The organism is Desulfoluna spongiiphila, from assembly GCF_900101345.1.
In the GTDB taxonomy this organism is placed as follows: domain Bacteria; phylum Desulfobacterota; class Desulfobacteria; order Desulfobacterales; family Desulfolunaceae; genus Desulfoluna; species Desulfoluna spongiiphila.
This window is the reverse complement of record NZ_FMUX01000002.1, coordinates 95,174-118,060: the sequence shown is the minus strand read 5'-3', so window position 1 is coordinate 118,060 and position 22,887 is coordinate 95,174. Positions and strand designations below refer to the sequence as shown.

The 22,887-nt window shown below is 45.4% G+C and carries 20 protein-coding genes; 4 read left to right on the top strand and 16 right to left on the bottom strand.

Features of this window, described 5'->3' with window-relative positions:
• Positions 1 to 99 precede the first annotated feature (99 nt).
• Positions 100 to 426: a DUF3795 domain-containing protein gene (locus tag BLQ12_RS28285; protein ID WP_092208375.1), complete on the bottom strand. Its 327-nt coding sequence runs from the start codon at positions 424 to 426 to the stop codon at positions 100 to 102.
• 126 nt (positions 427 to 552) lie between these two features.
• Positions 553 to 1,044, bottom strand: a complete 492-nt coding sequence (locus tag BLQ12_RS03640; protein WP_092208373.1) for a GNAT family N-acetyltransferase — start codon at positions 1,042 to 1,044, stop codon at positions 553 to 555.
• Positions 1,045 to 1,198: 154 nt separating this feature from the next.
• On the opposite strand from BLQ12_RS03640, the gene BLQ12_RS03635 reads away from it, so the two are divergent.
• Positions 1,199 to 2,287, top strand: a complete 1,089-nt coding sequence (locus BLQ12_RS03635; RefSeq protein WP_092208371.1) for a CNNM domain-containing protein — start codon at positions 1,199 to 1,201, stop codon at positions 2,285 to 2,287.
• Positions 2,288 to 2,336: 49 nt separating this feature from the next.
• Here BLQ12_RS03635 and BLQ12_RS26840 read toward each other — a convergent pair whose 3' ends face one another.
• Positions 2,337 to 2,690: a hypothetical protein gene (locus tag BLQ12_RS26840; RefSeq protein WP_139163818.1), complete on the bottom strand. Its 354-nt coding sequence runs from the start codon at positions 2,688 to 2,690 to the stop codon at positions 2,337 to 2,339.
• Positions 2,691 to 3,320: 630 nt separating this feature from the next.
• On the opposite strand from BLQ12_RS26840, the gene BLQ12_RS03630 reads away from it, so the two are divergent.
• Positions 3,321 to 3,740 (top strand): NINE protein, encoded by a 420-nt coding sequence (locus BLQ12_RS03630; RefSeq protein ID WP_092208985.1) that lies wholly within the window; start codon positions 3,321 to 3,323, stop codon positions 3,738 to 3,740.
• Positions 3,741 to 3,971: 231 nt separating this feature from the next.
• Here BLQ12_RS03630 and BLQ12_RS03625 read toward each other — a convergent pair whose 3' ends face one another.
• The gene (locus tag BLQ12_RS03625) at positions 3,972 to 4,898 is read right to left on the bottom strand and encodes a transposase (protein ID WP_092208369.1); all 927 of its coding nucleotides are present in this window, start codon (positions 4,896 to 4,898) and stop codon (positions 3,972 to 3,974) included.
• Positions 4,899 to 5,806: 908 nt separating this feature from the next.
• Between BLQ12_RS03625 and BLQ12_RS03615 the strand changes: the two genes are divergently transcribed.
• Positions 5,807 to 8,635, top strand: coding sequence for a C1 family peptidase (locus tag BLQ12_RS03615; protein ID WP_092208365.1), 2,829 nt, complete (start codon positions 5,807 to 5,809; stop codon positions 8,633 to 8,635).
• Positions 8,636 to 8,793: 158 nt separating this feature from the next.
• Here BLQ12_RS03615 and BLQ12_RS03610 read toward each other — a convergent pair whose 3' ends face one another.
• Positions 8,794 to 9,657 (bottom strand): damage-control phosphatase ARMT1 family protein, encoded by an 864-nt coding sequence (locus tag BLQ12_RS03610; RefSeq protein WP_092208363.1) that lies wholly within the window; start codon positions 9,655 to 9,657, stop codon positions 8,794 to 8,796.
• Between the two features lie 143 nt (positions 9,658 to 9,800).
• Between BLQ12_RS03610 and BLQ12_RS03605 the strand changes: the two genes are divergently transcribed.
• On the top strand, positions 9,801 to 10,922 hold the full coding sequence (locus tag BLQ12_RS03605; RefSeq protein WP_092208361.1) for a radical SAM/SPASM domain-containing protein: 1,122 nt from the start codon (positions 9,801 to 9,803) through the stop codon (positions 10,920 to 10,922).
• A 372-nt stretch (positions 10,923 to 11,294) separates the two neighbouring features.
• On the opposite strand, the gene BLQ12_RS03595 is transcribed toward BLQ12_RS03605, so the two are convergent.
• The 11 genes from BLQ12_RS03595 to BLQ12_RS03545 all read right to left on the bottom strand — a co-directional run bounded on the left by BLQ12_RS03595 (position 11,295) and on the right by BLQ12_RS03545 (position 21,473).
• Complete coding sequence (locus tag BLQ12_RS03595) at positions 11,295 to 11,645, bottom strand: zinc ribbon domain-containing protein YjdM (protein WP_092208357.1); 351 nt, start codon at positions 11,643 to 11,645, stop codon at positions 11,295 to 11,297.
• 662 nt (positions 11,646 to 12,307) lie between these two features.
• A complete protein-coding gene (locus BLQ12_RS26835) occupies positions 12,308 to 12,598 on the bottom strand; it encodes a hypothetical protein (RefSeq protein ID WP_139163817.1) in 291 nt (96 codons plus the stop codon).
• A 106-nt stretch (positions 12,599 to 12,704) separates the two neighbouring features.
• Positions 12,705 to 13,625: an RDD family protein gene (locus BLQ12_RS03585; protein ID WP_092208353.1), complete on the bottom strand. Its 921-nt coding sequence runs from the start codon at positions 13,623 to 13,625 to the stop codon at positions 12,705 to 12,707.
• Positions 13,626 to 13,687: 62 nt separating this feature from the next.
• Positions 13,688 to 14,128 carry a hypothetical protein gene (locus tag BLQ12_RS26830; protein ID WP_139163816.1) on the bottom strand — a complete coding sequence of 147 codons (441 nt, stop codon included), beginning with the start codon at positions 14,126 to 14,128 and terminating at the stop codon, positions 13,688 to 13,690.
• A gap of 504 nt (positions 14,129 to 14,632) precedes the next feature.
• Positions 14,633 to 15,112, bottom strand: coding sequence for a DUF2569 domain-containing protein (locus BLQ12_RS03575; RefSeq protein WP_217640231.1), 480 nt, complete (start codon positions 15,110 to 15,112; stop codon positions 14,633 to 14,635).
• Positions 15,113 to 16,399: 1,287 nt separating this feature from the next.
• Positions 16,400 to 16,897, bottom strand: a complete 498-nt coding sequence (locus BLQ12_RS03565; protein ID WP_139163815.1) for a hypothetical protein — start codon at positions 16,895 to 16,897, stop codon at positions 16,400 to 16,402.
• Positions 16,898 to 17,423: 526 nt separating this feature from the next.
• On the bottom strand, positions 17,424 to 17,831 hold the full coding sequence (locus BLQ12_RS03560; RefSeq protein WP_092208343.1) for a hypothetical protein: 408 nt from the start codon (positions 17,829 to 17,831) through the stop codon (positions 17,424 to 17,426).
• 60 nt (positions 17,832 to 17,891) lie between these two features.
• Positions 17,892 to 18,428: a hypothetical protein gene (locus BLQ12_RS03555; RefSeq protein ID WP_092208341.1), complete on the bottom strand. Its 537-nt coding sequence runs from the start codon at positions 18,426 to 18,428 to the stop codon at positions 17,892 to 17,894.
• 504 nt (positions 18,429 to 18,932) lie between these two features.
• Entirely contained in the window at positions 18,933 to 19,409 is a 477-nt protein-coding gene (locus tag BLQ12_RS26825; RefSeq protein WP_139163814.1) for a hypothetical protein, read from the bottom strand.
• Between the two features lie 876 nt (positions 19,410 to 20,285).
• On the bottom strand, positions 20,286 to 20,846 hold the full coding sequence (locus BLQ12_RS03550; RefSeq protein WP_092208339.1) for a sugar O-acetyltransferase: 561 nt from the start codon (positions 20,844 to 20,846) through the stop codon (positions 20,286 to 20,288).
• 267 nt (positions 20,847 to 21,113) lie between these two features.
• Positions 21,114 to 21,473: a hypothetical protein gene (locus BLQ12_RS03545; RefSeq protein ID WP_092208337.1), complete on the bottom strand. Its 360-nt coding sequence runs from the start codon at positions 21,471 to 21,473 to the stop codon at positions 21,114 to 21,116.
• Between the last annotated feature and the right edge of the window lie 1,414 nt (positions 21,474 to 22,887).

Here is a 22,887-nt window from a genome sequence, read left to right as displayed (position 1 = left end):
ATACTCTTAGCCCCAGATTATATATGCATTTTTCACTTAATCCATAGCCTCACCACGGCAACCTGTAACAAGTAGCGCCAGAATTCACTGATTTGCTTTTTATCTCATTTTTTCGAGATTTTCCCATGCTTCAGGTTTGTTCCTGATTTCGAGTTCTAATTCAGCACACGGAAAGTCAGAACATTCGATACAAGACGTATAATTTCTATCCATGCAACATGGCCGCATGTTGCATCTATTGCTGCAAAAATACGAATGCCTTTTATCTGCTTTGCAACCGTCACAGACAACATACTCCGGTTTGACTTCAGCATGATAGATTTGTGCCAGGTTTCGAGCCACTTTTTCCAACTCTCCACGTTTACCCGATTGAGTTGCTATATAGCTTTTACACTTTGAACAGTCAATTCCACAGTAAGCAATCATTCATCCTCATCCTTATGGAGGTAACACATCCCCTGCCTGACGTGCGCCGAAGCACTGCAGCGTTGATTTTCCAGAAACATTGAGGCCATAGCGACGGTCGACACGGCACCGGTGCGGATAAAGGTATTATGATGAACCGCCGTAGCCGAACACATGGTTTTCGATGGGATCAGCCCCAAACATAAAGCTATAGGAACCTATATTTTTAAATCCACATTTTTCATAAAACCCGACGGACTTGTTCCTGACCCACGTGTACAACCAGAACCTGTCCCCGAACTGTTCTTTTATTTCCGCCAGCAGCTTCCGGCCAATGCCACGGCCCTGGAAAGGGGAGTGGACGTATAGTTTTTCAATCTCAAATCCATTCACGTCACTTTGAAATCGAGATTCCAGATTTATGAGGGTGAAACCCCTGATATACATCCCATCTTCGAAAACCAGACATCTGTACTTCGAATCTCGCAAGCGCTGCTTAAAATACTCTTCAGTGAAGGTAGACAAAGCAAATGTGGAACTCTCTTTACAGATGCCATCAACGGAATATGTTTGAAGCCACACGTCTAACGATAGTGCCGCCAAATTGATGCAATCCGAGCCACAGGCGTTTCGAATCATCTATAACCCCCTAAACAAATAGCAAACCTGCAGAGTCCCCCTTTGCATGGGCACCCCCTTCTCCCGATAAGAAAGTCATATTGAATCATGGCTGAATCCCTGATATCTTGGTTAAAAACAGAATGTAACATAAAATGGATCAAAGGCTCCCCACATGACATTGCTTTTCGTTTACATTTCAATCGCCCTGTTTTTCTCTTTCGCCTGCTCCATGATGGAAGCGGTTCTTCTGAGCATACCGCACTCGTATATCGGTGTGGTCGAAAAGAAAAACCCAAAAGTCGGAAAGCGGCTCCATGAATTCAAGGAGAATATTGACAGACCGCTGGCCGCCATCCTGAGCCTCAATACCATTGCACACACCGTGGGGGCCGCCGGGGCAGGAGCACAGGCCGCGGCGGTTTTCGGTAACCAGTACGTCGGAGTAATCTCAGCGGTATTAACCCTGTTGATCCTGATCGTTTCGGAAATCATCCCCAAATCCATTGGTGCCACATACTGGAAGCAGCTTGCCGGAACCGTATCGTTGCTGCTCTCCTACCTTATCCCCATGATGCTGCCGTTTGTCTGGATTTCAAAATACATCACCCGACTCTTTTCACCTGAAACAACACCCCATGCCTTCTCCAGGGAAGAATTTTCAGCCATGGCCGAACTCGGGGAAAAATCCGGCGAAATCAAGAAACAGGAGGCCCGCATCCTGAGAAGCCTCTTCCGTTTCAACTCACTGCGGGTCAAGGACATCATGACCCCGAGAACCGTACTGTTTGCGCTGAAAGAAGAGATGCTGACCGAACAGGTCATCGAAACGCATCCGCATATCATTTTCTCAAGAATACCCGTCTACAGTGAAAATTTGGACACCATCACCGGGTATGTCATGAAAAATGACATCCTGCTGGCATCGACCAAGGGAAAGGTAGCCAAGCCCCTGTATGAATTGAAGCGAGACATCATAACCGTTCAGGAGACCCTCTCCCTGACGGTGATATTCGACTTTCTCCTCACACGCCAGGAACACATTTCACTGGTGGTCGATGAGTACGGAGGAACGGCAGGGGTTGTCACCATTGAAGACATTATCGAAACCCTGCTGGGAATGGAAATTATGGATGAGGTCGATGCCATCGCCGACATGCAGGTCCTGGCCCGTTCCCAATGGGAAGAACGAACCCGCAGGATGCTAAAGGACAAGCAGCTCGACCATTCGGAAGAGCCCGTATACCTGAAGAAGGACAGCTGAAGGGGGAATCAATGCCACCCTGAAAATTATGCAGATCCCTTCCCATGCGCTAATACGTCCATTTACCTTCTTCGCTCAGGAGAAGCTCATCCCCACGGTAAACCTCCAACAGCCCTTTATCAAATACGAGATAGGAAATGTCACCACTTTTGAACCTATACCCGATAAAGCGGCCGGGCGTAACACCATCGGCACAGGTTAAATGCCATGTAGATCCATTTAGTATGTTGGATTTACCCGTTTTATTGTGAGTGCCGACATAAGTCACATCACCGCATGAGACAACACCTTCCTCACAATGGGTTTCAATTGTAATTGAGTAGTTTTTTGTCATCAATTCTGAAGCAAAAGAATGAGATGCCAAAACAATCAAGCCGATTAATACTGTAATATTGGTTTTCATGGTTCCTTTTCCATATTGGGGACAGGCTCTTTTTATCCATTGGATCAAATCACTTTTCAAGGAACGAAAGGTTCGAACCAAGATGAAGTCGAATCGATTTTGTTGATCAAATTTGAAAAGATGTATAAAGGCATGACTCACCCTAAAAGCATGGTGCCTCCCCCACTGAACATCAACGATAACAAATATTAGATTGGCATAAAAGCAGCCAAACGAACACCCCTCTCATACCCCAGCCAGTCGCTTCAATGAATACATCCCCTCAAATCCCCTTGACGCGCCTTGGAATATTCTCCCTTGTGGACCGGAAATGGTCTTAAAGGGTAGATACAGCTAAAAACCCTGTCCTCCTATTTTATTCCCTATTCCTTTCAGCACCCAAACCAACCCCCTGATTTAAAAAGATTTACCAGACCCACATCTGTCTTCCCAACTACCCAAAATCAGATCATATTCCCTCAATTGTAACATTGATTTTCTATTGAGCAATCAGTGTAAATAGAGTAAGCCTATTATCCGGTTTACGACAGAAATGATGCCAAATCAGGCAACCTTCATTGCGCATCACCATAAAATTGAAAAACACAACTAAAATTACAAAGTATAAAATATATACAATCGGAGGCATTAATGAGCAACCAGTCCGTATCTGTCAATATGAACATTGAAGGCAAAAACATGGTTATTGCCTACGTTCTTTGGTGGTTTTTAGGTTCGTTTGGCATTCACAGATTCTATTTAGGACGCACGGGTACAGGCATCACTCAGCTTGTGCTGCTTATCATAGGGGCATTGACATCATTTATCCTCATAGGGTACCTATTTTTAGGCATCCTCGGTATATGGTGGGTGCTAGATGCTTTCTTTGTTCATAAAATAGTAAAGGAACACAACAATAGCGTAGGAATTAAAAATTCAACTATTTCGATATCCAAGTCTGGTGAATTTCACAACAACAGTCTACACCAACTTGAAAAACTACACTCTCTCTATGAAAAAGGCGTAATAAATAAAGAGCAATACGAAAAGAAAAAAGCCGAATTCCTCTGAACATAGCTTTTAAATCATATTGGGGACAGGTTCTTTTTTCACCTTTTTCACCAAATCGATTTCCCAAGGACGAAAGGCCCGAACGATAATGAAATAGAATCGATTTTGTTGAGCAGGTTCACAAAAGAGATAAAAAAAAGGCATACCCCACCCTTAAAGCATGGGGTATGCCCACAAAACAACAACATCATGAATGTTACATTGCCATAAAAGCAGCCAGACGAACACCCCTCATGCCTCGGTAAGTCGCTTCAATGAATACATCCCCTCAATCCCCTTGACGCGCTTTGGAATCTTCTCTCGTGTGGAACGAAAATGCCCCTTGAAAGCTTCGCACTGTGCCTCGACAAACGCCCGTGAACCAATGATCCCTGAATCCGTAAAATAGCGGGACCGGTATCGGAATCGCCGCAGCCGATTCATCTCAAACCCTTCAAGGGTTTCCTCCTCCAGAACCCTTCTGGAAATCTTTGCTTTGCCTCTCTTGTCGATGGCCCCAACATGGTACAGGTACTCACGGTATGCCTTGAGCTGCGTGGCGGCATCATCCACGCCAAAATCCGGTGTTCCCAGGTCCGATGAGAGAAACCCGTCCTTGTTGCCCGCCTGGATATGATACCCGATGGAGCACCACCGATAATCTTCCGGGCGCTTCACAATACCGGCCCTCACGGCATTCAGGTCTATATAGGCGAGACAGTGGATCAACGTATTGCCCTGCTCAACGATGACGCTTTTAAAGCGCTCACCCCACAGAGTCCCTTTACGCTTTTTGCGCTTGTTGTAAAAACAGGAGAACCGCTGTTTGATATCTTTGACATAGGCCGACAAACTGCAAAAACGCTCTCGATACTCATCCAGCCGCCCCTCGGGAAATTCGGTGTCTTCTCCATAGAGAAGACAAAAACGCTTTCTTACCTCGTCATCACACATGCTGTCCACTGGGCTCACCTCCACCAGCAGGTGGAAATGGTTTCCCATAATGGCAAAGCCCAGAACCTCGACACAATAAATCGCCGAATATCGCTGAATGACACGTACCAGTTCGTCTTTCTCAACGTTTCCAAACGGAAGACCGTCCAAGGCCGTTCTGCTGATCACATGGTAGGCGGCCTTCTGGCCTGAATCCGTCACGACCATACGGGGAACTCGCGGCATAACACCCTCCTTCCCGGTCTTGCAGAATCTGAATATGGGTTTGATTTGAGGATTGATTTTTCGAACCATTAAGACAGAATACCTATAAAACCAACTATCTCACAACCGGGCGCGGGATGTCCAGTTTAAAGAGCCTGTCCCCTATTTACTATTTATTTAGTCATAAGAGCGACGGCCGCTAAAAAAGCGAATCATGAATGTGTGTGTGATATAGATCATAGGACCTCGGCCACTCATTCTATATACACAGGGGCAAGAAATACGTACGCCGATCGTCACTATGTACAGCGTTCAGTATCTCCCATAAAAATGCATGAAGTCATGTTTCACCATAGAGCAGTACCTCTGCATGGCAGCCATGTTCTATAGCGGCAACGAGCCATGCATGGCTTAGGCAACGCCAGAATCAACACCACACAGAGCCCGACCACCACCATAAAAAAGACCATGCATTTCCATCATGGGAACTGAGCATCTGACTGTATCTTAGGGTGATGTATTTCCAGGCGCTCATTCGCAAGGGCATACAAAGGATCCTTTTCTATCCTTACACTCACCCCCATGGAGAGCATGATGAAAGCACTGCCCCGCTTCTTACTACCTGTAACGTTTCTCACAATGCTGGTCGATTATGGCCCCCCCTCTTCCTCATCACTGGGTTCAGGCCATATTCCCAAACAGATGACGTTTGCTCCTTTCCCTCGGCCCCTATGTCGGAACCCAATATCACCAACCTCAAATTTCCATTCTGATTCAACAATCTTATCAACACGTCCACTAAATACTGCGACAAGTCTTTCGTCACGAGAAGCAACAACACGGTTTCATGGTCCATTCACCAAACCACTTCATCGGGAAGAGGTACGGTGGGACACCGTCATCAATACTTTAATCAAGTGAGGTGAAATATGAAAAGATTAAAACGACGGAGAGTGTTAACGATCATCAGCTGCATGGCGTTGCTCGTTCTTGCACCGCTGACCCTTGTATCGCAGGCTGGCGCAACGCAAGGGAAAATGAAGCTGAATCAAATCCAAGAAGCCATCACACAAAAAAAAGCCCGCTGGGTAGCCGAGGATAATGAGGTTTCCATACTGCCCATCGAAGAGCAGAGACAGCTGTTGGGATTTATTCCCAGCGGCGAGGAGCCCATGTATGGGGAATTCGTAATCGATGGATACTCCTCAACCCAGGCGTTGCCAGAAAAATTTGACTGGCGCAATTACAACGGAAAAAACTATGTCACGTCGGTGAAGCAGCAACGCTGTAGCGACTGCTGGGCCTTTGCCGCAGTGGGCTCTCTGGAGATACGCCTGGCAATAGACGGCAGCTCCTCCATGAACCTTTCGGAGCAGTTGCTCGTTTCCACCTGCAGCAGCGCCGGTTCATGCAGTGGGGGGTACATCAACATGGCATCTCAGTTCCTCGTGGATCAGGGAACCCCGGAAGAGGTCTGCTACCCCTATCGCGGACAAAACAGTGACTGCGGTGAAGCCTGCTCCGGATGGCAGAACCAAGCCTACCGTGCCAGCTGCACCACACGCGTCAGCCAGACGGTCGATGCGATCAAAACCGCCGTCTATACCCGCGGCCCGGTGAACGTCGGCTTCATGGTTTACTCGGACTTCTCGTCCTACCGTTCCGGTGTTTATGAACGAACCGGCGGGGTGAACGAAGGCGGCCATGCCGTTATTGTTGTCGGTTACGACGACACGCAAAACTGTTTCATTGTCAAAAACAGCTGGGGTCCCAGTTGGGGCGAGAGCGGCTATTTTCGGATCGCCTACAATCAGGTATCCAACGAAGTCGGTTTTGGCATGGACGCCCACTGCTACGGCGACGAGATCGATCACGCCCCGCCCCCCAACCCCACACCGGTTCCCCCGGACGCACCTCAACTTCAGGCCGCCAGGGCCGGTGACGGCCAGGTGACCCTCGTCTGGGAGAACGTTGCCAACGCCACCGGATACAAAGTCCATTACGGCCGATACAGTGGCGACTACACCGAGACCCTCAATGTGGGGACAGCGACCACCCATACCGTTGTGGGGCTGATAAACAACGAACGCTACTATTTTACCATTGTGGCGTATTCCAATGCCGGGGACAGCAAAGAGTCCAACGAGCTTAACGCGATGCCAACCGATAGCAACCCGAATCCGGTTCCCAACCCGACGAACAATCTTATCATCAACCCAGGTTTCGAAGAGGGCTCCCTTGCGCCCTGGGCGAACCATTTCTGCGGTAACAACCTGATCAGCCAGGAACAGGCACACAACGGTTCTTTCAGCCTTCTCCAGGCCAATCGAGAAACCTATTATTGCAGTGTTCAGCAGGATCTGACAGGCAAGCTCAAGAATGGTGTTACCTATCAATTCTCCGCCTGGATGCGTTTAAGAAATACTTCCAGTGACACCGCGTACATGACCCTGATGATCCACGACGACAACGGTTACCGCTACGAATATATGAACCCCGCCACCATAACCAACACCGGCTGGACTGAAGTTGGCGGCGAACTTAAGATGGAACTGGTGGGCCAGGTTCAGGAGCTGGCGGTTATCCTTTACGGCCCAGGAGCTGGGGTAGAATTTTTCCTTGATGATGTAACTATCAAAGATACAAGCACACCCGTGCCCTCAGACCCTTACAAAATCAGCGTAGAGCAGGCAAATCAATACATACACGCCAATGCCTACAACGATGACTTCATCCTTTTGGATGTACGCACCCCGGAGGAATTTCAACATTCACACATAGCAGATGCCATCAATATCGATAATTATGCGGCCGACTTTGAAGCACAAATCGACACCCTGGATCCAAGCAAGTTCTATCTTGTCTACTGCCGCACCCAGAACCGTAGCATCAAGACTGCCGGGGTGATGGAATCCAAGGGTTTTTCCAAGTTTTACTACATGCACGGCGGCATGGTGGAGTGGACTGAAAAGGGTTATCCCGTAGTGACCCCGGCTCCCCCCATTGGTCCAACGGACAATCTGGCCTCAAACCCCGGCTTCGAAAAGGGAACAACAGAGAGCTGGGAAGCTCACTTCGGTGGACAGATCGCGGTGACCAGAGACCAGTCGCGTAACGGAGAATACTGCCTGCTGGGCAGCTATCGGGACTCGGATTGGTCAGGCGCCTATCAGGTCATAACTGAGCCTCTAAAAAATGGCGAGACCTACAAATTATCAGCGTGGGTAAAATTGAAAAACGCCTCCCAGGGTATCGTCAGGATGCTGTTGAAAATCGAGGACGATGCCGGGCGTCACGTTGTGTACATGGACCCGGTGATGGCATCGGACAGCCAGTGGACCATGATCGGCGGTGAACACACCGCAAACCTGACCGGCCAGGCCCGTCTCGTTGCCGTTCACATCTACGGCCCGCCGCAATATGTTGATTTCTACCTTGACGATGTGATGGTTGAACCAGCCGGTTCTCCGAATCCAAACCCAAATCCGAATCCGGGCGTGCCAACCATCACAAGCATTCCAAGGGTAACCTTGGCCGGCAGCCCGATCTCCATCAATGGAATCAATTTCGACACAGCCAACAGTCGCGTTGAAATTAAAGGGAACGGGGTAGACACGTGGGGCACCGTGTTGTCGCGAAGCGCATCACGCATCACCGTTGAGAACCCGAACTATGCCAACGGCCGCTATCAGATTTCGGTTTATAACGGCAGTCAGCCAAGCAACACAGTTGAACTGGTCATCGACTGCGGTGGCTGAGGAGGATAATTTTTTCGCGCAGGGTGCGCGAACCGACACCCCATTGATATAAAGAAGATGCCCCTTGCTTGCGAGGGGCATCTTTCTTAGATCGCTACCTGTGTAGATTGACCCTTAGCTTAAAGAGCCTGTCCCCTGTCCCCGCATCGCAATCTCTGTCATGGATTCGCATTGTGAAGCCCCTGGCGCCTCACAATCACCATATTGTTCTTCTCCACACCCAGAAGTTCGGCAATGGGGGCACACTTTGCGATCAGGAGGAAAAAGATATTCGGATGATCGCTCTCCATCAGTCCCTCAAAGTTCCCCTGCCCCTTTGAAATCACCAGGTCCGCCGCGTAAAACGCCTCCTTGAACTCGTCCGAGCTGAAATCCATGAGTGTGGACGGCGCATCCGCTCCATTGGAAAGAACCCGGCACACACGGTCCATGCCCACATACCCGGCATCCTCTTCTGTCACGTCATTGATGACCGGCTTCCCGCGCACGGCAAAGGTTATATTCGGATGCCCCAAGGTCTCGATGAGCAGCTTGTCAAAAACCACCTCGCCGCAGTTATCCCCCAGGTAGAGAACGCTTTCCGCACGGCCCAGCGCCTCTTTCAATTTTCCACGCATATCGATGGTCAGGTCCTGCTGGAGAAAGCCCTGAATCTGAGCGGAGATATCACGGCTGACACTGTGGGCACCATAATCGATGATATTTCCGATCACGGCCAGTTTCGCAGCGGTGAAAAACGGGTCGTCTGTATCACGCACCCTCTTTTTCCAGTCTTCATACTGGCCGAGGAGCAGGTCATTGGCCTCTTTTTTTTCCGCTGCATACAGATTCCCATTGTCCAGGTGCTGCCTGGCAATCCGGTGAACCTGCGTTGCCAGCTGCGGGTTGGCCATATCGCGATTGGCGGCCAGCAGCTCATGCACGGCAAAAATAAAGCCTTCAGCGGTATCCGCATCAGGCTTGAATTTACGAATCAATGACTCAACGGTCTTGATATGGCAGAAATAACACTCGTGTCTCATTTGCGTTCTCTTTTCTCTTTTTTACCCATTCGATATCCGGCTGCCGCCCCACCATCACGGGAGCAAAAGAACTGGCATCCGTGCGAAAATACAGATAGAGTCATCCATGTGGTACCTCAAGGACCCGCAAAGGAGGACGTCGTATGTGGAAAACACCATGGCAACGCACTCGCCTTGACTGGCTGCAGATCGAAGTGAGCTCCGTCTGCACCAATGCCTGCATGTACTGCCCGCAGACCGCATACGAATCATGCTGGGAAAACAGGTTTCTTGCCCCCGAACAGATAGACGCCATCCTCCCCTTTCTTCACCCGAAGACCTACATCCATCTCCAGGGCTGGGGAGAGCCCTTTGCCCATCCGGAACTGGTCTCCATCATCAAAAACTTAAAAGAAAAAGGGTTCAAGGTCGGCACCACTACCAGCGGCACGATGCTGGATGACGACACCATGGAAGCGCTGGTGGATATGGGCCTTGACCTGATCGCTTTTTCCACTGCCGGCTGCAGCAGCAAAGAAAATGACCCCATCCGCCAGGGCACCTCCTTAGAGCAGGTCATCCGCTGCATCGACACCATCCAGACGTGCAAAGCAGCAAGGCGCGCCGCCTTTCCCAGGGTCCATGTCGCCCAGATGCTGCTACGGTCGAGCCTGCCCCATCTCGACACCTACCCGGCCTTCTGGAGGCAGCTCCATGTTGATCAGGTGGTTCTCAGTTCACTGTCCCTGGTCACGCGTCCCGAGCTCCAGAAGGAGGCCTGCCTGGCCGACACCATGGAAGAGTGGGATGATCTGAAGCGAAAGTTCTATGACATGCGCTCCATTGCCGGCCTTCAGAACGTGCTGCGGTTTCACCTGGTATCCCCTTTCATGCTCTTCAATCACTGCACGGAAAACATAGCAAAATCCGCGGTTATCGCCTCTGACGGCACCGTGGCACCCTGCGTTATGTCAAGCCTTCCCGTCACCGGGCAAGCGCGCCACTGGGCCCATGGCCGTTCTGCCCCAAAAGAGAGCCTCCACTGGGAAAATATCCGGGACAGGAATTTCAGAGACATCTGGAAGCAGAAGCCATACAACGCATTCCGAAGGCAGAAAGAACGGTCAGACGGGCCATGCCGCACCTGCCTGAAACGGTCCGTCGAAACCATGGAAACAGCGTACCAGATCGTCCCGGAATCCATGACCTGTCGCTGGCAGATTATTCAGGAAGCCAACGCGGAAAGAGACGCCATACGGCGCATGGAAAAGGCCATGAAACCATAAACCGTAGAGCCTACAGAAACAGGGCCGGAAATAAAACAAGGTTCATGATGTCTATGGTCACCATGAACCTGTCGTTTTACCCCCATGGGATCGGGCAGGAGATGCCCCGCTCAAAAAGCCCCCCCTGTTTCTCTCTTAGCCCGGATATGTCACGAGCCGAGTGCACCCATATTCAAGGCATCAGAGCTGCAGATGTAGTGGTTTACCTCAAGGCTCTGATAACGCAGAAGATGAGTGCACTCGGCTCGCCCGAAGGGTGAGAAAATTGTTAATTACATTTTGTATTTTTGAAATGTCTAATTTTATCACAGCAACCATTTGTAATAATATTAAATTATTACAATAAGTCCGTTTTCTCATGAAATATCCGGGTTAGCCCTTTTTGACAACAGAGCATTTTAGATACATGGCGCCAAAGCCTGTAACCTTACAGGAGATATCGTGTCCATTTACAGGTTCATCAAGAAGCTTGATATTTTTGACCTTCGTACCACATTTCACGGTGTCTTTCCCGGCCTTAAGATCTTTGGTGGTGGTGACTGTATCTCCATCCTGCAACGGAGTGCCATTGGCATCAAGAAACTTGGGAGCATCTTCTGAAGAGGCATCAGAAGCCTCATCAGCTGCCCACTCATGAGCACATTCAGGGCATACCCACATGAACCCATCGGGATAAGCATAAGGTGAATTACATTTGGGACACATCATCTCTTCAACTGACATAGCAATATTCCTATTTTTTAAATATAAACTTGATCTAAAACACTTTTTTTATGTAACGAAGCACTTAGCCCGGGTATTTCACGAGTCGGGTACATCCAATATTCAAGGCATCGGAGCTGCAGATGTCGTTGCATACCTCAACGCTCTGATAACGCAGAAGATGGATACGCTCGGCTCTCGGCGTGTTGACGCTTTTAACATGCCAAACAGATCAAAGCCATAGCGGTTTTCATTGAACCAGGGACGGCAAGGAACAAATTCTTTTTGTGCTGCGTCTTGATATCCCTGGTGTCGGCTGAAAGGCGCGAAAACCTGATCCGGTAGTGAGCCCCCCTTCGGAAACTCTGCGTCCTCACCACAAAGAAACGATACCTCAGCCGGATTTCGTCTTCGGGAATCATACCCCCAGGTGAACCGTCGCCAGCAGATGTGGTTGCCCATGTTCGTAAAACTATACATGTAGGGTGGGCAAAGCGGAGCGTGGCCATCTGATGCTTGAAGCGCCATCCTCTCCCCATTGGCCGGACGCTTCTAAAACTGCCAAAGAGTTGATTGGAGGTAGAGCGTGGGGCTGTTTGAGATGGGCTAAGGCTTGTACTTTATATAGCTCAAAAGACCTGTCCTCTTACTCTCTCACTCTTACCCTTCCTCGCAGTTAATTGTTAAGCAGATGGATCTTTGGCCCTTTGCCAGGGAGAATCAACAGATTTACGCAAGGCACACCAACCAACGGGTAAATCAGCAATGTCACGGAGAGAGGGATCAATTTGTAAGGCCGTCCCCATACCCACAATCCTACCATCGTCTGTATTATCAGTTGTTCCGCATAAAAATGCCCATGAGTGGTCATCAGAATAATGGGTAACTCTCAAAATTGGATGTCCATCCTCAAGAACTTGACGAGTTGTAATAGCAGTTACGTTTGACGCCTGATCAAAAGGCCATGCTTCCATTATAATTCCTATCATATTGATATTTATGTTCGCTTCAGCAGAATGAGAGAGTGCCTATGATCACAACAATCGTTCATCATGAGCCAGCCGGCCGCCTCATTACATTTCAAATTTCTTTGTCGTTCTTTGCCAGCCAATACTCCGGGGTAAAAGAATAACGAGAGCTGATCCATTTCGAGGCAATCCCAATATCATAACCGTAGGTCAGGACAACCTGTATCAGATTTTTTTGAGTTGCTTCCTTGTGATTTTCTAAAGCGATATTCACGACTTTGGCAGCAAATTTCTCGGCTTCAATTTTTGGGTCATTTACAATGACTTGAATATTCAAATAGGTTGTCGTTATGGATTCATCACCTACCCGTATAGTGGTTGATTGGCCATCCTGAATGGTTGCGTAAACCACCTGGGGAAGATTCTGTATATTCGCTCTGGTAGCAGTAAGCTCTGAGAAAAATTCGCTTTGACTTAACTGATTACCAAATATTGGCGCAAGTAACGCAAGCACCACAATAATGGCGCAGATTGCATAGTGACCCGGCCAAATAGGTTTCACTATTTCATCTGATTCAAGGTCTTTGCGAATAACATAAGTACCCGTGATAATGTCATGTAGCGACTGACGAGTGTTTCGATTGAAAACGCTCAAGTAGATTATAGAAATTCCGAATCCAAATACAAGCAGCGACACAAGCGGAAGAATGACAGGAAAGAAAATTGACTCCGGAATTATGGCCCCATTCATAAAATATGGAATGGCAATAATGGAATATCTCAGAGTACTTTGAGTCAAATTGAGAAGTTCACCGGTCTTATCAACAATCTGTATTTTAAAGACCCTTTTCCCGATGGTTTGCCCGCCACCGAAACGACTGTTCTGAGTTACAAAATACATAGCCGCAATTGGAAATCCGATCGCCCGTCCCCAGCCACCCAATTCTGCAAATTGTTGAGAAAAAGCCAGGCCGAGAAGAAGGCCATAAACGCATAAAATTAAAGCGTCTATAAAAAATGCACCGACCCTCACCTAAAAGCCAGAAATTTCATATTTCATTTTATATTTACCTTTTTTGAAATGTAACTCACGGTTCAGCCGAGCGGTGAGCGAACGCCGGATGAAGGCGATGGTTCGACATTTTTGGAAAATTTTATCTTTATGATGTTATAAACACCTAAAATGAAAAAATAGATTATCGCAACGTACAAAATCATGGGAAATGCAGCACATGCGATCAACCAAGCTGCTGCATTTTTATCCAACGATTTTGCTATCCTATAAATGGATATTAACAATAAAACGAATTCTGCTCCAAAGACTGCTATAGCATATACAACAGCATCTTGATGCTCAAACATGGCCCTTTCAAGATCAAAACCTCCAAAATCTGACGCATTGTATAAATAAATAATAATGCAATGGTCACGATTATGAGCGAAATCGAAAATATGAGGTTTTTCAAGCCTCGCCAAATTTTTTGAATATCCGTGTTTTTTTGATTCATTGTATTTTTTGAGGTCAATCGCCTGCACGAACGAACTTAGAGACGCATTGTGCTACAGACAGGAAGACAAAAGCGCTCAATCAATAATACCACAAAAAAACGAGCGGTTGTCGTCCGACCTGAGTTAAGAGCCTTGTGAATTGGGATTACTTTGATTGATCCAATACCCCTTAATCAGATAGTATATTTTCAAATATGGGGCCGTAAAGCTTTTGAGAAATTTATGAGATACATTCAAACTTTCTATCCCTGAATAAAGACTAAAATACAAAGGGAGAATTCCAATTACAAAGAAAAAAATATAAAGCAAATAATCTCCCGGAAAATAGTATCGTAATGTGTTTCCAGTTAGAATCTTGATAGGAAGTGCAAAAATCATGAATGCAAAACAAAACGAGAACACATTCATTGCCCAATAAATACACGAAAAAATGATTACTTGAATTACATTAAGAAACATAAACAGACCTCATGCGAACGTGGAAATCAGGGACGCGGCTTTTTGCGTCCCCTGAATTTATTAGATAGGCGCCTACTTGATAAAAGTTGCTTTCACCCGTTTTGATGTAAGCATATAAGGAACCCAAATAAATGTGGCTATAAGAGAGCGGGAAAATTCTTTCACAGTATCCGGGTCAAATATTGGTTCATCGGGCATAACTAATTTTATGGAGAGTGCATCTGCAAGAATGAATGCCGTAGTAAATAAAATAATTCCAATATACCATTTCGGAAAGTTTTCTTTCTTCGAAAAGAACAGAAAAGCAATGAACCCCCAAATAAGGATCATAGCTACATTTATCGAAATTTCGCCGATAAGTATCGGTGCCCAAAGCGAATTGTAAGCTTCAGTACCCGGCGTGGTTAACATCTCCCATGACCCATTTGAAAACAGTTTCACATAAGTTGGCAAAATGAAGGCTATAGCTCTTAATGGACAAAGAATTATTCCTATCCCTACAAGAATAAGCCAACCACCTAACCCTTCTAAATCTTTTTCCTGAGTCATCATTCGATCCTTTCTGATATTATGCCTAATAAACCTATGGAATGGCCCTGTTTTCTGAGAAAAAAGGAGAGCAGATTAACACATGTGATGCAATCTTGTTCTCATTTTTTAAACTTTTAGAATTCCGTTAAACAGGGGATTGACGACTCCGAAGGTGCGTCTCTACTTTAAGAGTGCAAAACAAGCGATTAATGCAATGAACTAATATTATAATCATTTGTTTTTTGTTAAATGCAAATTACCTCATTTCCGGAGGCATAAATTTTCGATCGTCCTCATTATCATGGGGTTTCATCGGCTGGAATGAGACACTTGGCTCCGTCCTGAGCTCTGGTGACATTGATACAGGATAACAAAGAGCTATAAAGAAGCGGCCTGAGACCATCAGGTACAATCCGAAGCACAGGGGGATAAGGCCACCCAAGGCGATTGACTTCAGACAGTATACCCACATATATTCCACAGAGGCTTGGGATGTCGCGAGAAACTCATGCATCATCCCTGACCCAAAGTACGATGACGGGTTCCCCATCACTTTCTCCATGTTAGGAGGCATGATGAGCATGGAGACTGACTCAAGAATTGTCATGATCGAATAACAAAAGATCAAAAAACCGGTGGTGCGACAGACCAGAATGAATTTTTCTCTCATGAATACCCCTCTCTTTTTGCCCGTATTTATACAGATTCTAAAATACAGCCTCCGGTTGCAAGGGGTTGCCCCCAAAACTCGTTATCGTAGGTGCTTTACCCCTCGTTCCTCAGAATAAAACGTAGCGGTATACATTCAATATGCTCATATGAGAACCACCCATATTGGCAGAGGTGTTGGTCAGTTTCCTTCTTTGGTAACTGACGGCGAAAAACGGGAATTTGCCGTAAAATTCCTTAGGTGTGCATGGTCAAACGGCATGCGTACCGCGTGAATTGTAGGATTGGCAAAGGTAGTGCCGTGTCCATTGGGCGCGCGCTCAACCGATTATGCCATGCCTCGCAACAGAAAAAACCGGCCTGTCAACTCCGATAGTTCTAATGGCTTAAAGAGCCTGCCCCTCCCATTTCAGAGCCTATTTCAACTATTTCTAACGTTTTTGAATCCCATCCGAATTTTTTAATCCACAATATCAATATATCGGTGACTTCATCAGGCTGTAGCATAAGGTCCTTCATTCGTGTTGTAGAAGCAGAATGAAAAACCTTGTATCTCGCCTTTCCATGAGTCTCTCTATGGGTGGGAGAGAGGCTGTTTTACATGTCGCCTGACACGGCCTTTAAACAGCCGGTTCGAAACTAATGCCTGTCCCTTATTTCGAGTGTATCCTTGTGATAAATGGGGTCGTAACCAGCGCCCGCGCATACAGCCTCTATAATCTCGTACACAGAATAATTCTCAATTTTTACATTGTGAGTAACTGCAAGGTTGCAATTGTAAACAACCGGCAATGTGTTGTTTAATTTCCCATTCATCATCTCAATGATGTCTTTAATATTCTTCGACTTGCCGCTTATGGACACTTTTTCATCCAACTGGGGAAACACGTTTCTTTCAAACTCTAAACGCCCCAACACATAGCGCGTAACAGATATTCGTTTATCAAGAGGTATGGTTTTGTTGTTCCAGAACACGGGTGCAAAAGTATAGAATTCGTGGTTCCATTCAGCATCCCCTTGACCTGCCACCCCATGTGACGTGATTTCTAAGGAAGAGGCTTGAAGCATCGTTGGCATTAGAGCTGCTTGGAAAAACAAACAAATAATAACAGTGGGTAACATAAGATTTATTTTCACGTTTACACTCCGAGAAAAAATAATTTTCAAGCCACAGTTCCATACTGCCCTTACACTTACGCAAATTACAGACGTAATAAGCATTACCTCCACGAGTGCTTTAAAAAGTCCTTCTGACTTTCATGGAGAAAAACAATAGACCTAATCCGTAGGAGTTTAACGGGAACACAGGAAAAATGTCCGCGACCCCGACCCCACCGGGGAGCTGAATCAACACGTTAAGGATGTTTTTGTTTTTTCGGGCCATGAGGAGCCCTTTCATTTCAATTCAATTCATAGATTGCAATAGAGCAACAAACCCGCTGGTACGTACTATATAGGGAAAAGCGAGTGCTCTTGGTAGAAATAGAGCCCTAACAACAAAGGATTTAGCCACAGATAACAAAAATTCAGACAGATACAACAGGAACGCTAAAAAGCAAAGAAATCTAATTCTTCAAATGCATAGACATGGCTTTTAAAAAGAGAAAATGTCAGATGTGTAGGTCTGCCCCCTTCTCCGTACGGTCGGCTGTGAAAACGCATGTTATGCAGTTTTCCACAATTCACCGTCACGTTCCTCCTGACAGTTGTAACACCCGCTTTTGCCGTTACCTTTGTTAAACCATACATGCTGCCAACCAACATTTTCACATGATAGAGGCCTTTGATCATGCCAGTATTTGCTGAGATATTCTTCATCAGTCCCGGCGAATATTCTTATACTGCATGCAATTTCAGTAACGATACTCTCTTCTTCGTATATTTCTTTGATTTCATATGTATCGAGAAACTCAACACTGTCGGTCGAATACTCTTCAAACTCTGCAAGAATTATTCTTTCCGCTTCTTCAGGTGATGATGCATCAGTTACCACAACTCGTTCTTCAAATTGTGTAATTCTTTTCGGATCATCGAAGCAATGTTTGAATATACCAATTCCACTATATTTCATGATTTATCTCTGTATTCTGATGCATAGCGCCCGCGTGATAGGCACGAGCCTGCGAATGTCCTAATTGACGCGTTTGTTATGCTTACTATTTAGATCATATAGGTAATAATAATCTTCCGCATAAACCTCAACCATTAAGTCAATTTCCTGCTTTATGAAGCCGATAAGTTGCGATTCAGAACCCGCAATTGATGTTGTAAGTTCGTATATTCTTGCATCACTTCCGCTGAAGTTTACCGAGCTGTCAAGTTTTAACGAAACCAAACCGTAGTAGATTTTCGTTTTATCGTTGTATCTATATAGCTCAAGATTGAAATATAAATAGTTGTGATTGTTATCTTTTGGGTTATCAACAAGCTCAACGTCTCTAACAAAATTCCTCATTTTCAATTTAAAGTAACGCTTCATTGATTCTTCATTCATAAATCTTTTAGCATCATCATTAACGAACACACTAAATGTGCATTTCTTATAGCCCACTAACCATGAGTAGCTCTTAAGTGCCTGATCAGGGTATTTCTGATTAGGTCGCTCAACGACGTCCGCATTAACATTTACGGAAAACAGCACCAATATCGTGATTAAAAATATTCTCATTGTATATCCTTTAGATACGCAGATCTCTCAGAGGAGCATAATGCACGCTTCAGCCGCGCGAGGTACGAGCATCGGCTTCCAGGTAGAAGCACCGGTCACCCGGCGCTCCCCCCACAGACCCGTACGTGAAGATTTCCCTCACAGTAAAAAGGGGTCACGTCTTGACATTGGACAGAATTATCCTGCTAAGGAATAAAACCTATCATACAGATCCTCATAAATATTATTTCGTTATTAACCAATATTCACATTGAAAAAAACTCTAAATAAGGCAATCTTTCGGGGTCGTATCACGAAGGTTCCTTTAAATAGAATTAAGGTAAAAATCCGATCCACCCGTTACCTGATATAAGTGGCATTGGCTTTTTGTCGAATGTCATGACGCGACCCCATTTCATTAGTTGGGGCACAACATAGCCCACCAACATTTTGAATAGATTCATTTTGTAAAAGTTGTAGGTTTGCCCTCTCCACCTTGCTAAATGAATAAATACACGAATCGTATTAGGACCTTTCTTTAAGTATATTGAGAATTTCTCTTGTTTGGTCAGCATTATCTACAACGGCTCTGGTGACTTGAGCACAGGCAACAAGAAAGAAACCGGATATTGACATCCCAATACCAGGTAAAGCTGCAATAAACGAAACACCACTTCTCGACCCTTCAGAAAAACCTATGACGATCGCCACCAAACCAATCACAACAATGAGCCACCCTATGGTCGACATCAAGGCCGAAATTGAAAGTGCCGTGCCATAATTTGATTCGATGGTGTTAGACATTGATTCATGAGAATCACTTTGTAGAATTTCATTTTCACCGTGGAACTCTGGGTGCCCAGGGTCTAATTGATTATCGCCGGATATTATTTTGTCTCTTTCCTGTCGAAAACACGTTTTACAATATGGGATTTCACAGTCAAATCTTCCAGACCACCATGTTACTTTTTTGCCACAAATTACACATTTCATCTCAGACATCAAACACCCCCTCGTTATGGCACACGAATCAAATTATGTTCGAAATAATCCAGCACCTACACCACTCTCCCGAATTATGGAATTAACTCATCGTTGATTTCACAAAAGATCGCAAAAGTCTGTCCCCTCTTACTATGTAATTATTTTTTGTAAAATGTGCAGGTCTGACCCCTTTTCCGAGATCTGGACTCAAGTCCCATTCAGCTGAGATTTATTCGAATTGATTTACCTTCAGGAGAAACAGAAGTGCTTGCAACATCCCTTATTGATGCAAAAGTATTTCCACATTCTATTTTTGAAGGGCTCTACCGAAAACGATGGCCTGTTGAAGAAGACTACAAACTATTATAATGCCGAATAGAAATTGAAAATTTCACTGAAAAAACAATTCATTAAATCCATCAAGATTGTTACGCTGCAATCGTTGCCAAAAATCTTACAGCCATATTTTCGTTCGAGCCAAGCAACAAGCTTTGCGACCAAAAAACTATAAATGGAAAAGAGCGGAAGCATAAAAAACAAATCAACCAGACGTTTGCTATCTCTATCGTTCGAAGCAGAATCCCCAGACTATTGAGCTGCGGTAAAGAGGAGGCCGTTAGAATCATCCAGTATCTTCAAGAGCAGATTTTCCGGATAACAGAGTCCATTAAACCGAATCGAAAAAACCCCCAAAGATCAATTTGGTGACAACTCAGAGGTGACAACTATCCTGACACAGGGGGCAAGAGAGTTTCTTACAGTTCTTACAAACGGGCCGCTTAACCGAATGGCATTGGGTCTGACCCCAATGCCCACTGGGTAACAATATCGAATTTCAAAGATTTGACTCTTATCCCAACGATTCGGATTTATCTCGGCACGATCAGCGCCATGTTAAGCATTATTGTTATGAATTTGCTTGGCAGGATTACCTACCACAATAACATCCGACGGAATACTTTTGGTAACAACGGCCCCCGAGCCAATTACGCATCGTTTGCCAATTGTAACTCCTGGCAATATTACGGCGTTACCTCCAATCCAGCAATCATCACCAATTGTAACTGGTTTTGCAGATTCTAATCCTTCACGTCGTCTAATAGCATCAACAGGATGAGTTGCTGTATAAACTTGCACATTTGGACCAAATAGAACATTTGATCCTATCTCAATTGGCATTACATCCAGTAAAACACAATTAAAATTGAAAAAGACTTTGCTACCAGAATAAATATTGTACCCGTAGTCACAATAAAATGGAGGCTCAATAATTATGTCTGTCGCTGAGTTTGGTAAAAGAGTGTTTAGAATACTTCGATATGTAGAATCATTTCCATATTCAGTGTAGTTGAGCCTGTGAATCAATTCACGTGCTTTCTTTCGCTCATCTAAAAGAATAGTATCAGAAGCATTATATAATTCCCCCTTCAACATTTTATCTTTTTCACTTTTCATCGCTAATACGTAATATTTTTAGCTTAACGTTTGAGCTAACCGGTTGCCAAAAGTTGCAGAGCGAAGCGGCGCAGCTTTTGGCAATCCGAGTTTAGCGATTTGTTAACCCCAATTCTCGGATAATATCCATGCGGCTTTGAACTCACGTGTGATTGCATTAAATGTAAATTGACACCCTTCATCAGTAAGGTCATTTAGCACGCCATTAATTATCGGCCCTGATTGACCCGTAAAACTAATGCCGTCAGCCGACACTCTTTCGCCTGACTATTTTAGTTTAGGCCCCTTAAATAGCGCGAGGTACAGGCCATCAGTTGCAACTAAAAAACCAGTTTCGTCGTTGTAAAGTATGTTGTCAATCCCATCCCATTCAGTTGTTGAGATAATTTCTCTTTTATTGGGATCAACGAAATATCCCTGCCCACCTGCAACGACTAAAAATATTTTTTCATTGGGTATACGAAAAACAGCGTTAAAAGAACGCCACCCGCTTTGACTAAATACACCAACCCATTCTAAATAATCCTCATCAAGAAACTTAACCCAAAATGTATTCCCGGACGTTGAAAAATTGTGTTCTTCAAAATCTCCAGACAGGGGCGGCCTATCAAGGATTTCCGCTTCCATGATATTACTATGTCCTTAAAGGGGGGTTAACATTACGAAGACCCCGACAATTTTCCAGTGTTTCAGATATTCAAGGGGTTAAAGTGGAAAAATAGCCGTTTCAGATTCCACTTTTTGCTGTTCAATACTGCCGAACAGTACACTCAACAACCAGACAGTTTGCACACCAAAGAAACCGCGAGCATCTCACCCATAAAATCCGTTTGATATTATTCAGATTTTGAGCCAACCCACCATGTAGTCACCAACCACACAGGGTATTGATACACCCCGATTACATTTTCCGTGTTTGTCCTTTAATACGGCGATACCCGGAAAATTTTCCTTGTTTGCATCTGGATACACGCTCATTTCCATGTTTGGCCTTTAATACCCCCCTGCAAAAAGGATTCGCACACAACCTAACCCGCATATTTCATGAGAAAGAAACCAGCCAGAACGAAAACATCATGGTTTCAAATAGCTACAATAAAAATCTTAGCTATTTTGAAAATGCAAAATGTAAATCGACGTTTGCTGTTTAATTTTCACACCCTTCGGACGAGCCGAGTGCACCCATCTTCCGCGTTATCAGAGCTTTTATAAAACCACGACTTCTGCAGCTCTGATGCCTTGAATATGGGTGCACTCGACTCGTGAAATATCCAGGCTAACTGCTTTAGAGTAATGCGCAGGACCTTTTCCACCAGACAGGAGCCTGTGCCCTGAGCATCAAGGCCCGCTCAGTATTTTTAGTCATACGCCGTAAGCCTCCATTTTTCAACTCAAAAACTTGCTACCCCTGAAAGAGAACTTTAGTCAACAGGCTGTAAATCTGTATAAAAGACCCCTTGCCATCAACACACATGCCTTTCTCTCTTCGTTTCCCACACCAAACTGAACACCAGATCTGGATGCTTTCACAGAGCTAAATAGGAGAGTATTTTTTTTGATATTGAATAATGACGGATGAGCTCGGGCCTGTAAACAGGGTTACAAGGCATGATGAGGGGAAAAAAGCTGAGAGGAGAATTGATTCGGCTGATTTCGAAATGAATAACCGAGGGATTTACCAACAAAAAAAAACTATTGACACGCAAAAAAGATGGAATTAGGGTGAAACGTAATAACTAGTTATTACGGTACTCATGGAATTCAAGATGCGACCCGACAGGATGCAGCAACATCCTGCCAGGCCTGACCAAAACAACCTTCTAAGGAGGTCGTCATGGCTACACGGTTTTTTACACCACCCCCACCCCCTTTTCAAGTCGTATTTTCCTCATCACGCGCAATCCTGCGCCCCTTCCACCAACGCAACCGTCTTTATAAATGGCCAATTTTTGAATAGTGATTCGTGAGCAGGAAGTAGTGATTGGAGATCACAGGTAATGGGTCATGGGTCCACGTAGTGAATCCTATGGCCGATTGTCTC